8 protein-coding genes are annotated in these 11,920 nt (G+C 39.6%); 4 read left to right on the forward strand and 4 right to left on the reverse strand.

The features are described 5' to 3' along the window. Window positions 1-214: 214 nt before the first annotated feature. A complete protein-coding gene (locus NXS00_RS24970; protein WP_258102019.1) occupies window positions 215-1,291 on the forward strand; it encodes a putative type IX sorting system protein PorV2 in 1,077 nt (358 codons plus the stop codon). Further along, window positions 1,278-6,299 carry a putative type IX secretion system sortase PorU2 gene (porU2, locus tag NXS00_RS24975; protein WP_258102020.1) on the forward strand — a complete coding sequence of 1,674 codons (5,022 nt, stop codon included), beginning with the start codon at window positions 1,278-1,280 and terminating at the stop codon, window positions 6,297-6,299. The genes NXS00_RS24970 and porU2 overlap by 14 nt, the downstream gene beginning before the upstream one ends. Here porU2 and NXS00_RS24980 read toward each other — a convergent pair. From NXS00_RS24980 to NXS00_RS24990, 3 genes are all read right to left on the reverse strand, one after another. Continuing rightward, window positions 6,288-7,388 carry a DUF5686 family protein gene (locus tag NXS00_RS24980; RefSeq protein ID WP_258102021.1) on the reverse strand — a complete coding sequence of 367 codons (1,101 nt, stop codon included), beginning with the start codon at window positions 7,386-7,388 and terminating at the stop codon, window positions 6,288-6,290. The genes porU2 and NXS00_RS24980 overlap by 12 nt on opposite strands. A gap of 248 nt (window positions 7,389-7,636) precedes the next feature. Further along, the gene (locus NXS00_RS24985; RefSeq protein ID WP_258102022.1) at window positions 7,637-7,933 is read right to left on the reverse strand and encodes an SCP2 sterol-binding domain-containing protein; all 297 of its coding nucleotides are present in this window, start codon (window positions 7,931-7,933) and stop codon (window positions 7,637-7,639) included. Window positions 7,934-7,950: 17 nt separating this feature from the next. Further along, the gene (locus NXS00_RS24990) at window positions 7,951-9,009 is read right to left on the reverse strand and encodes a glutaminyl-peptide cyclotransferase (RefSeq protein WP_258102023.1); all 1,059 of its coding nucleotides are present in this window, start codon (window positions 9,007-9,009) and stop codon (window positions 7,951-7,953) included. A gap of 67 nt (window positions 9,010-9,076) precedes the next feature. On the opposite strand from NXS00_RS24990, the gene NXS00_RS24995 reads away from it, so the two are divergent. Further along, entirely contained in the window at window positions 9,077-9,850 is a 774-nt protein-coding gene (locus NXS00_RS24995) for a universal stress protein (RefSeq protein WP_258102024.1), read from the forward strand. Here NXS00_RS24995 and NXS00_RS25000 read toward each other — a convergent pair. Further along, a complete protein-coding gene (locus tag NXS00_RS25000) occupies window positions 9,840-11,087 on the reverse strand; it encodes a cation:proton antiporter (protein ID WP_258102025.1) in 1,248 nt (415 codons plus the stop codon). The genes NXS00_RS24995 and NXS00_RS25000 overlap by 11 nt on opposite strands. 243 nt (window positions 11,088-11,330) lie before the next feature. Here NXS00_RS25000 and NXS00_RS25005 point away from each other — a divergent pair, with 243 nt between their 5' ends. Further along, window positions 11,331-11,870 carry a DinB family protein gene (locus NXS00_RS25005; RefSeq protein ID WP_258102026.1) on the forward strand — a complete coding sequence of 180 codons (540 nt, stop codon included), beginning with the start codon at window positions 11,331-11,333 and terminating at the stop codon, window positions 11,868-11,870. Window positions 11,871-11,920: the final 50 nt, after the last annotated feature.

The raw sequence follows: 11,920 nt of genomic DNA on the forward strand, positions 1-11,920 counted from the left end.
AATCTGGTCAGTGCTTGTATATACGGAAAGGTACTATGCATGGCCGAGTACCTAGCAAAAAATATTACTATGCAGTGTAAATACTTTAAATAGTTATATGATTTATAAATTATATTATATTTACAGATGGTAATCAGCCTTCTTTAAGTCTTGGTCGAATTTGATTTTTTAGATGAGCTCTGCTGGTCTAAATTACAGTTACAATTCACGGTCGATGGCTAAATTAATACTCGTAATAGCTGGGGTGTTCTGTCTAACGGGGTTACATGCTCAGGATAATACACCTAAATACAGCAATGAATTTTTGAATCTCGGGGTGGATGCTCGAGCCTTTGGAATGGGCATGAGTATGACTTCTCATGTGCAGGATGTTTCTGCTGGTTATTGGAATCCTGCCGGACTCAATCATTTGCAATCAGATTATCAATTGGAGTTGATGCACTCAGCCTATTTTGGTGGAGTAGCTAATTATGATTTTGGAACATTCGCCGCCCGTCTCAATGAAGAGTCAGTGCTTGGCGTTTCTGTTTTGAGGTTTGCCGTGGATGATATTGCCGATACCCGATTACTTTTTGATGCCAATGGAGGAATCAATTATGACAATATCCAATTCTTCAGTGCTGCTGATTACGCAGTATTGTTCTCTTATGCTAGAAATCTAAGTGTTTTAGGAGGAGTCAGCATTGGTGGAAATATGAAAATCATTCGCCGAGTGGTAGGTGATTTTGCTGATTCCTGGGGGTTTGGTTTGGATTTTGGTGTTCAAAAAGAGTTGAGTGGTTGGAAATTCGGATTTATGGGAAAAGACATTTTTGGCACGTTTAATAGCTGGTCGATGAATGAAGCGGAGCTAGCTGATATTTTTACTCAAACGGGAAACGAGCTGTATACAAGATCTGTTGAGATTACTTTACCACGAGTCATAATAGGAGCAAGCCGAGAATTTACCTTTGGAGAGAAGTTTGGATTGCTGACGTCTCTTGATTTGATAGCGACCACTGATGGTAAAAGAAATACCCTTGTGAAAACGGATTTAGTGTCGTTAGATCCAGTTTTTGGATTGGAGTTTGGCTATAAACATTTAGCATTTTTGAGAGGAGGAATTGGGCAGTTTCAGCAGATCAAAGATTTTGATGGATCTACCTCCTGGTCGTTTCAGCCCAATGTGGGAGTAGGTTTTAAAATACAGGAAGTGAGCATTGATTATGCATTCACAGATATCGCAGATCAGTCAGCAGGTTTGTATTCTCATGTGTTCTCAGTAAAAGTTGATTTCAATGTGGAAGATTAAAGTTCAGATACTCGTTTTCATTTTGCTGGGAAATCTCGCCTATTCACAGTCTTTCGGGAATGAATGGGTAGAGTCAGATAAATCATACTACAAGCTACAAGTAGTGGAGGATGGTCTGTATCGAGTGACAGCTACGGAATTATCTAATGCAGGTGTCCCTGTCGCCAATATAGTTGCTGGGCGATATCAACTATTTCACAAAGGTAAGGAAGTGGCCATTCAGGTATTTGATGATAATAGTGATGGTCGTTTGGATTATTTTGACTTTTATGGTCAGAAAAATGATGGTCAGGCAGATACTGATTTGTACAAAGAACCTGAAGCCCAACCACATACCTATTATAGTTTATTCAACGATACTTCTAGCTATTTCCTTACCTGGCATTTGACCAGTTCTACAGGTAAACGAATGTCTTTTTCTTCTATTAATGATCCTGGGGGAGTGTCTCCGACTACCTATCATATGGACGAAGAACTTGTGCTGAATACTGGAAATTATACCTCTGGCTTACGTTATGGATCTGGGTTTGATATTCAGTCAGGGGTGTACGACTATGGAGAAGGTTGGGTAAGCGGAAATATTTCCAAAGGGAATAATCGTACCTATGAATTTAATTTCGATGATTTTGATGTCAATGGTACTAAGCCCAAGGTGGAGATGGTGGTACATGGGATCAGTAATCTAAGTCATGTTACTCAGGTCAGCGTAGGCCCAACAACAACAAGCTTGAGAGTTGTTGGAGAGTTAAGCTTTTCCGAGCGTAGGCATCAATATTTTAGTAGTGATATTGAGTGGTCAGACCTAAGTGCAACCGGGGATTTGGTTGTAAGAGTTTCTTCAGTGGGAGTAGAAGGAGTTACTGATGTCATAGCTATGGCTTATGTCAAGGTTAGCTATGCCCAGGAGATGACTATCGAGTCTGGGTCAAAGAAATTTAACATTGAAGATTCTGATAATGCCAGACAGTATGTGACCGTATCAACAGCTAATGCTACGTCGTTCCGAGTGTTTGATGTGTCAAATCCAACTAATGTAGCTCGAGTTGCTAGAATTACTTATTCCGACCGATTAGAATTCGTCTTTCAAGATAGCACTGCAAACAAACGTTCATTTCTGGTGACCTCTGAAGTGAAATCTGTTGCGAATATTGTAGAATCAACAATTTCTTCTTTGAATACAGGTGCTGCTGATTATCTGATCATATCAAATCGCGTATTGAATTCTCCCGTGAATGGCGTAAATCCAGTGACAGCATACGGAAATTATCGTGCAAGTGCTGCTGGGGGTGGGCACAATGTTCAGATAGTCTATATGGATCAGCTATATGATCAATTTGGTTATGGTATCACTTCTCCTATAGCCATCCGTAATTACCTAAGATATGCTCAGAGTGTTGGTGATCCACAGCACGTTTTCTTAATAGGTAAGGCCACATCTCCAAATTTGAATTACCATCGGCAAGAATCAACAACCCTCATTCATCACGTACCAACCTTTGGATACCCGGGAAGCGACGCATTATTTTCTGTAAGTTCTGGTCAGGCAGGCTATACTTTGCCTATTGGTCGAATCAACGCCTTCACAGCCTCGGATGTTCAGGTTTATTTATCGAAGGTGCAAGAAATGGAGGTGATAGGTTATGATCAGTTGTGGAGAAAAAATCTTATTCATTTGAGTGGAGGACAGTCACCATCAGAATTGAGTGCTTTTTCTAATTATGTGAACAACTTCAGATCTGTAGCAACCGGCAATTTTTTGGGAGGTCAGGTTTCTACGATCAACAAGAACAGTACAGATGAAGTGAAAGTGATCAATGTCGCTGATGAAGTAAATTCAGGAGTTAGTCTGATTACTTTTTTTGGTCACTCAAGCGGTGTGGTGACAGATATGGAAATAGGTCGTGCATCTGATCCAGATGTAGGATATGTCAATCAAGGTAAATATCCCATTATCCTCGTCAATGGATGTAATGCTGGAGGAATCTTTGGTAGCTCTAACCCAAATAACCCGCCTTCTAGTTTGACTTTTGGAGAAGATTGGATTCGTACACCAAATGCAGGAGCTTTGGGTTTTATCGCAAGCTCAGATCTGGCATTGTCTTCAAACTTGAAGCGCTACACTGATTTGTTTTATTCCAACGCTTTTGGCTCGGATGAATTTTTTGGGGCATCAGTTGGTCAGATTATGAAACGAGTTGCTGATGCTTATTTCAGCTTGTATGGGGCCAACGAACTTAGCCAAACGCAGGTTTATCAGACGGTCCTTCAAGGAGATCCTGCTATTACAGTTTTTGGAGCAAAATCACCTGACTTTCATTTACTACCTGAACAAACATTTGCTGAAGGGTTCAATTTGGAGCGTGTAGTTGCCAATGTGGATTCATTTATGGTGAATCTTGTCATCAGAAATTATGGAAAAACAACAGATGATTCGTTAGCAATTAGGTTGACCAGAACCTTCGCTGATGGTTCTCAAAGAGAATATGTAAGACATTTTGAAAGTGTATTGCGCCAGGATACAATTGGTTTTACCATTACTAATGAGCAGGGAGATGCGGTAGAAGGAGTGAATAATTTTGTCATCAACGTGGATTATGAAAATGACATAGAGGAGTTGAATGAGTCAAACAATTCAGGGAACTTCGACCTGTTTATTCCACGAGGTAATACTATTTCTATTTATCCGAGAGCCTTTGCTACAGTCAGTACCTCGGCTGTAGATTTGGTTTGGCAATCTGCTAATATGCTAGAGCAGGAACGAAATTATACCCTGGCTATAGATACCACGACATCTTTTAACAGTCCATTTGCCAGCGAAATAAATTATTCGGGGCAACTTTTGAATGCCTATACGCTGGATATGTCCACGCTGGAAGATAGCACCACAGTCTTTTGGCGTACCCGATTTGCAGAAGCAATCGCAAATGAAGATACCAATTGGGTTGTTTCGTCCTTTACGCTCGTGCAAGATCAGCCTACAGGGTGGGCTCAAGTTGCTGGAGGACAACTTACTAGTAACTCAGTCAATGGGGTAACATTGAATCCAGATACTAAGGAATTAGAATTTGAACAGACAACTACTGAGATTCAAATCAATACACATGGGCCTAATAGTACACTCACATACGAAGATTATCAAGTTGTAGTAGAGGGGCTCAATCTATTACTCACAGACAATGCCGCTGACCCAAGATGCAAACGCCTTGATGCGATCAATGCTGTTTTCTTTGATCGTGAAACTGCACAGCCTTTCAGGCCATTGGGTATTAGTGGTGTGGATGATGTGTTTAACGATCTGGTTTGTGGGCGATTGCCTCAAATGATCCATAACCTAAATGAAAATAATGTATTGGGTGCTAACAGGTATTTGGATAGTCTGATCAAAATAATGGATGATCGAGATATGGTAGTGCTTTTTAGTTTTGGAACGGTGGCTTACTCCAAATGGGATGAACAGTTGGTTAGTTCTTTAAATAGTATTGGAATACAATCTTCGACAATCAGCTCGTTAGTTGATGGGCAGCCAGTGGTATTTGTTGGTAGAAAAGGTGACGCTCCGGGTTCAGCAATAGAATTGACCTCAAATGGATCGACAATTCCGCCTCAAGATCAGGCATTGGAGATGATTAATACTGTTACTGGAAAGTACAGTTCAGGTAGCATGTCATCTGTTAGGGTAGGTCCTGCGAGTAATTGGAATTCATTTCATTACAATGTGAAAGCTGGAGATGGCGATAATTGGTTGGTGAATGTATTTGGTTTAGATGAGTCTGGAAATGTAACTGGTCTGGAGTCTGGAAGTCGTGTTGCCGCAGCTTCAGAAATTGATCTGAACAATGTAGATGCAAATGCTTATCCGTACTTGCAGTTTCAATTGTTATTTACTGATGCGGCTAATCAAACACCTCCAACTTTAGATGCGTGGGGAGTTAGCTATACAGGAGTTCCTGAAGGCATTATTTCCACACCATCCATAGCAACTGAAGTGCTGAAAGAAGGGCAGGAGTTTGCCAAAGAGTTTTATTTTACCAATATCTCCGACCTTACATTTACAGATTCTATTGATGTTAATATCAATCTGACCAATATCGGTTCTGGAGACATAGAATCACAACAGTTACGGTTAGTCGCTCCGGTGCCTGGAGATACAACCTCTTTTGGTTTGACGACCACCACCAGAGGAAAAGTAGGCGAGAATAATCTTTCAGTAGTGGTTTCCACTCCGGATAAGGAGAACTACTATTCTAATAATTCCTTACTGCTTACAGATGCTTTCACTGTAGAGGAGGATTTGGTCAATCCGGTATTGGATGTGACGATAGATGGTAATTACATACTTGATGGAGATATCGTTTCACCTTCTCCACAAATCCGAATTACCATGAAGGATGAAAACGAATACCTGATGAAAGATGATACCTCGGGAGTTAGTATTGAGATGCGACGTACTTGTGAAGAATGTGTTTTTGAGCGAATTAGTCTTTCTAGTGCAGAGGTGACTTATTCTATGGCATCGGATGACCAAGATTTTGAAGTTGTCTATCAGCCTACTTCCCTTGAAGATGGAGTGTATACCCTCCGAGTGCAGGTAGCGGATGAGTCAGGAAACAAGTCTGGAGTGGAGCCTTATGAGGTTTCATTCGAAGTTATTAATGAATCCACGATTACACATTTCTATCCTTATCCGAACCCATTTTCTACCTCAACAAGATTTGTATTTACGCTGACAGGAAGTGTAATTCCAGAGCAGATCAAAATTCAGATCATGACGGTAAGTGGGCGAGTGGTCAGGGAGATTACGCAAGATGAAATAGGCCCGATCAAGATTGGTAATAATATCACTAAATATGCTTGGGACGGAAGAGATGAATATGGAGATCAGCTAGCTAATGGAGTTTATTTGTATAAAGTTTTTATTCAGCAGAACGGACAAACAATCGATCACCGTATAACATCTGGAGATCGAGGGTTCAAAAATGGGTTTGGAAAAATTTATTTACTTAGATAATTGATGCCCTTCGAGCGTTTCGCTGTTAGTTAACTTTAGGTAATTGAAATCTCCCCAGAAAGAGTCATTAAAATCCGATGATGCTTCTTTTAGAAATATGTCCTTTTCTTGCAGTTCTGATTCAGGGAATTGGGAAATGTCCTTCGTAGATATTTCATTGTTCAATAAAATGGATTCAAAATGGCACTCATCGCCAAGGTCGTGGTAAGTGCCATTGTATCTTACACTGGATAATACGTATGACCCATTATTGAGCTCATATTCTTCTTCCCATTTCACGGATTCCCAAAACTCACTAAGTGAAGAATCTGGAGAATATTCCATTTTTATAATGGCATAGTCCCCTTCGTTAATGTATAGTGTGCCTGATACATACCCCTTTCCCGTGGCTGGTTCAAACTTAATGATGAAGACTTTTTTATCTCCAAATGATTGCTTGCCTTCATAAGTGAACTCATAGTGCTTGACTGCTTTTGGAGATAGAAAGGAATTCTCTCTCCAAATAGAAGAGACTACCATGTCAAAAGCATTTCCTTGAATATAAACAGGGTCTAACGTGAAATTACCTTCAACCATTTTCCGTGTTTTGATGGGTGAAATTTTTACGCCTTCTTCATTCACATTAGCAGGTTTTAGAATGTCAAGTATTCCTTCTGCCAGGTAAATCAGTTTGTCTTCATTCAAAAGTTTTTCTTTGTAGTAGCTAGTGGTCCAGTAGGCGTTGAGATCATAATTGGTGATTTTCCTATTCCAGAATTCTCTCATTATAGAGTTTCCTGTGTTTATTGATTCATTATCTCGTTCTATCACGCTGGGGGTTAAGAAAATCTGATCTGGTAGATCTCGGCTCATTCTAAGTTTATATACCTCATACCCTACATGCGAAATTTGAATCGTACTGGAGTTGGGAGTAATGACAAAATACCCATCAGCATTGGAGATCGTGGTAGTTCGACCACTCACTACATGTGCAAATGCAATAGGATTGTTTGTTTCTTCATCCAATACACGAATCTCAATAGAGCTTTGGCTGTAAACAAAATGACTAATTAGTAAGCTTAGCGCCCAAATACTAATCACGTTTTTCATGGTATGCTATAGTTGTAAATAAACGTTATGCTCGTTTCAATCCAAAAATTGAACTTTGCAGTTTCTAATAATAAAAAGGTTGATATAGTTAAGGTGTGATTAGAATTATCAGAGCTAGTAGATGTTGCTAGCTTCAAATGATGCACTATTAGAGGACAATACTTTAGATGAACGTCTATTTTCCGAATACTTTAAAAGCAAGAGTTCTACGAATGTTATATTGTCCTCATTGATGCACTTGGTGAAGATCAGAAAAGCGATGCTAATTTCATGGCCACTCCTTTGTCACCGTCTATCTTCATCTTTCCAGCCATAAATGCCATCATCGGATTCAGACTTCCTGACATTAGTTTTTCAAAATTAGATAAAGACATTTTGATGGTACAAGCAGCATTTTTGTCTTCATTGCTGACTACAGTTGGTGAGACAGTGTCGTCAAGGTGGATCATGCCTTCATCAAATTTGAAATTGATCACAGCATTTACTTTACCGCCGTTGTTTTCTGCCAACTTGCTCACTTTCTGAGTTGCTTCTTCTAGCGTCATTTTTGTGGGTTTTATGTTTAATTGGTTTGTTTAAATTTTACTTCGAACAATTTAGGCCAGTTCTTGCCAGTAACAAAAATTTGATCCGAATTTGACTTATAGGCAATTCCATTCAATACTTCTGCTTCACTTGATTGGAAGTTTTGTCTTAATCCAGATAGATCAATTAAATCCAAGACTCTTCCTGTGGAAGGCTCAATAGTTACAATCAACTCTGTTTGCCAAATATTGGCATAAATTAATCCATTGAAATATTCCAATTCATTGATGTAAACGACTTTTCCTTCATTGTCATACACTTCCAGTTTGCCGATTTCTGACATGTCTCTTGGATCAAGCAGGTGAAGAGTTTCTTGCCCATCGCTCACAACTAAGGTGTCTCCCATAGTGGTCATTCCCCATCCTTCATGCGTGTAATTGAACTGACCAGTTGGTTGAAGGTTTTGATCATAAATAAACCCAACGTTTGTGGTCCAGGTGAGGTAATAAATATGGTTGTTCCAGTAAGTACTTCCTTCTCCAAAGTAGCTGTTTTCGAGCGCTGCTGATTGATAGATTTCTCCAGTTTTAAGATTTTGCTTCGATATTCTGGACTCTCCACGTTGACCGGTACTTTCTACTAAGGTGTCGCCAATAAAGAATAAACCTTGACTGTACGCATCTTCCGCATGAGGATATTCTCCTAATAATTCGTAAGACATGGCAGTAGGAGTGATGTCAGAAAGCACTACTAACCTGGCATAGTGAGTTTCGGATTGATCACCTGAGAAAACCTTTATTCTCACCTTTTGCTTTCCCGTTTTGAAAGCTTTTGGAGTCCAATCGAATGTAAGGTTAGTATAAACCATATGCTCATCACCATATTCTAAAACGATAGAATCTGCAGTCTCAGAAGATCCAATTTCGAAAGAAATAGCTTCTCCATAAATCACTTCCTGATTGGATTCAGGCAAGATGATTTTACTGAAATTCTTGATTCTGGGAGATTCAGAAGTTTCTGTTGTTTCCTTGTCACCACTACATGAGATGAGAAAAATCAGAGAAAGTATGATTATTGTCCTGTATGTGTAATTCATGATCATATGTCAACAAAATTAGTAGAATTAAGCCTAACTTAATCTACCGATCTATTACCTGAATATAATGAAACGAATTCTAGTGCCAACAGATTTTGCTGATTGCTCCATTTTTGCCATTCGTACCGCTGCTGAATTGGTGGAGAAATTTCATTCAGAGTTATTATTACTTCATGTGGTGGATGAGCCCGAGAAAAGTGATGTACTGGCGGAAAAGGTCGACACTATCATGAAAATGGCAGAGTTACATAATCTGAATTATCACTATCAACAAATAACAGGTGATTTGATAGAAACCATAGTTAGTCAGCCCTCAGATTTAATTGTGATGGGTTCTGAGGGAGCTCATGGGTTAGAAAGTTTCTTCGTAGGCACCAATGCGGAAAAGGTAGCTAAGCGAGCGGAGTGTCCAGTTTTAGTAGTTAAGGCAAATACGACGTTAGTAGATTTGAAGAAAATAGTCTTTCCAACAAATATGAAACGAGAGGATGATGACATGATTGATCAGCTCAAGTTTCTTCAGCAGCATTTTGACTCAAAAGTGCACATTGTTAAAGCTTTTGATGATACACTCACAAGTCAACTTGAGGTAGAAAAACGACTAACTGATTTTGCGGAGTTTCATAAAATACCGGACTATGTAGTTACCGCCATCCCTGGAATTGATGAGGGTGAAGTAATCATCGATTATGCAGAGAAAGAAGGGGCAGATATCATTCTATTAGCCACTCACCATCATCATGGTTTGGAAAAGATATTTGCCGGACACATCTCCAGTGAAGTAATCAATGAATCAAATATCCCTATTTGGACTCGATCTATTGAGTTACCTAGTCTTTAGAGCCAAAGCTTCTCATAAGCAATGGTACGGTTAATCCCTGATACAAAACGGAACAAACTACTACAATGTAGGTCATGGTGATAATAATATCCTTACCATGAAACTCTGAAAGTGATAGCGATAGCGCAATCGGAAGACCTCCACGGAGTGCTCCCCATGTTAAAATAGGGATCGTATTCGGTTTGAAACTCCGCTTGACAGACATCAATTTGATTGGTACGAAAACGCTCGTCCATCTTCCGAACAAGACGATGATGACAGCAAAGAATCCTGCTGAGAAATAGTCAAGTCGCCACGGAATCACCAACATTTCCAAACCTATCAATACGAATAGCATAGCTGCCAGAGATTCTTCCATCAGGTTCCAAAACTTAAATACATAGTCACCTGCAGCGCTACTCACGTATTCGCCTTTACCTTCATTTCCAATCACCAGTCCCATGACTACAGCGGCTTGTTTCGCAGATACGTGTACAAAATCCGCAAGGAAAGAACCTACCATCACTACAGCGAGTGTAATGAGAATCTCTACTTCCACTTGATCATTGTCCACATACTTCAACAAACGATAACCCAGATAGCCAAGCATTAAACCGATGAAAATCCCGCCACCAATGTCGGCACCAATGATGTATACTGTTTCAAATACAGATAGAGGATGATCTTCTCCAGCATGAGCAATATCTAGTAGCGTAAGAGCTAATACTACAGCTACTCCATCGTTAAAGAGGGATTCTCCTTGTATTTTGATTTCTAATTCTTTGGCCAGATTAAACTGCTTGATTGTTTTAGTTACTGCTATTGGATCAGTAGGAGAGATCAAAGCTCCAAATACCAAACAGTACAGGTAATGAAGGTCTATTCCTATCCAATGCAGCATGTAATAGATCAACGTTCCGATAACGAATGTTGAGATCAACACACCTGTAGTCGCTAATACCAGTACTGGAGTACGTTGTTTAGAGAGTTTCTTAAAGTCAATTTGCAATGCCCCGGCAAAGAGCATGAAGGAGAGTACTACATGATAGAGCACTTCTGCATAGTCATATTCTTCTAATTCGGCGGCTCCAATCTGTAATCCAGGAAATAGGAATCCAGCCAGATACAAGATCAAAGACAGCACGATGGCCATGATCATCAGTCCTATAGAAGACGGAAGCTTTAGAAAATAGGTATTGACGAATATAAATAACCCAGCTAGGAAAATAAACAGGGCAATAATGTCGAAAACATGCATAAATATCTGCCGATTTTGGTTGTGGCTTTCACCGCAAAATTATTTCAAAATAACTTAAATAAATAGGATCAGCTTGTCTATGGCTTGACCCAACCTGAAATTGTATCAGGCTACGGCTTTGGTGGTTTATCGACATTCTAAGAAAGTCACCTCAATATACCTTTTTTTATGATTTATTGCAATGTGCAAAGGTTTTGGTAAGTCAACGAACAATACCCAAATTTACCATATCAAAAGATGCTTATGAATTCACAGTTTCAAACGTACTTTGATCAGCTAGAGAAAAACAAGGCGCTCACTTGGCAAATGTTGGGCAATGTGGATGAAGCCATGTTTCATTGGAAGAAGGATGAACACACCTGGTCATTGGCACAAATACTGGATCATGTGATTTTTTCAGAAGCGAGTGCCTTAGCTTATTGTCAGAAAAAAATGCTTGCGGGAGATGACATGCCAAATGCAACACTTTTCAATACGCTGAAAATCAGATTGTACTTTTGGGCTCTTCAGACCAAACTGAAATTCAAAGCGCCCAAACCAATTAGTAATCCCAATAATGACAAGTCTTTGGATGAAATGAGGCAGTATTGGAATCAAACAAGGGAAGCATATGTTAGTTTTCTGGATAGTTATCCAGATAAATATTTGAACAAAGCAGTTTTTAGACATCCACTTGCGGGTAGAATTATGCTTTCTGAGATGCTCAGATTTTTAAACACCCATATAATCCATCACCAGTTTCAGGTCACTCGGACCATTGATTCCTTCGATAAGGCTTCTTAATTCGTGACTTAAATTGCCAATAAATGAACAGGACAATGAGGAGATTGAAT

The organism is Marinoscillum pacificum (assembly GCF_024714495.1).
GTDB lineage: Bacteria > Bacteroidota > Bacteroidia > Cytophagales > Cyclobacteriaceae > Marinoscillum > Marinoscillum pacificum.

Bases quoted from the DNA above. Each gene is read 5' to 3' on its own strand.
- NXS00_RS24990 (WP_258102023.1), bottom strand. From the start codon at position 9,009: ATGAATTACACATACAGGACAATAATCATACTTTCTCTGATTTTTCTC.
- porU2 (WP_258102020.1), top strand. From the start codon at position 1,278: ATGTGGAAGATTAAAGTTCAGATACTCGTTTTCATTTTGCTGGGAAAT.
- NXS00_RS24970 (WP_258102019.1), top strand. From the start codon at position 215: ATGGCTAAATTAATACTCGTAATAGCTGGGGTGTTCTGTCTAACGGGG.
- NXS00_RS24985 (WP_258102022.1), bottom strand. From the start codon at position 7,933: ATGACGCTAGAAGAAGCAACTCAGAAAGTGAGCAAGTTGGCAGAAAAC.
- NXS00_RS24995 (WP_258102024.1), top strand. From the start codon at position 9,077: ATGAAACGAATTCTAGTGCCAACAGATTTTGCTGATTGCTCCATTTTT.
- NXS00_RS24980 (WP_258102021.1), bottom strand. From the start codon at position 7,388: ATGAAAAACGTGATTAGTATTTGGGCGCTAAGCTTACTAATTAGTCAT.
- NXS00_RS25000 (WP_258102025.1), bottom strand. From the start codon at position 11,087: ATGCATGTTTTCGACATTATTGCCCTGTTTATTTTCCTAGCTGGGTTA.
- NXS00_RS25005 (WP_258102026.1), top strand. From the start codon at position 11,331: ATGAATTCACAGTTTCAAACGTACTTTGATCAGCTAGAGAAAAACAAG.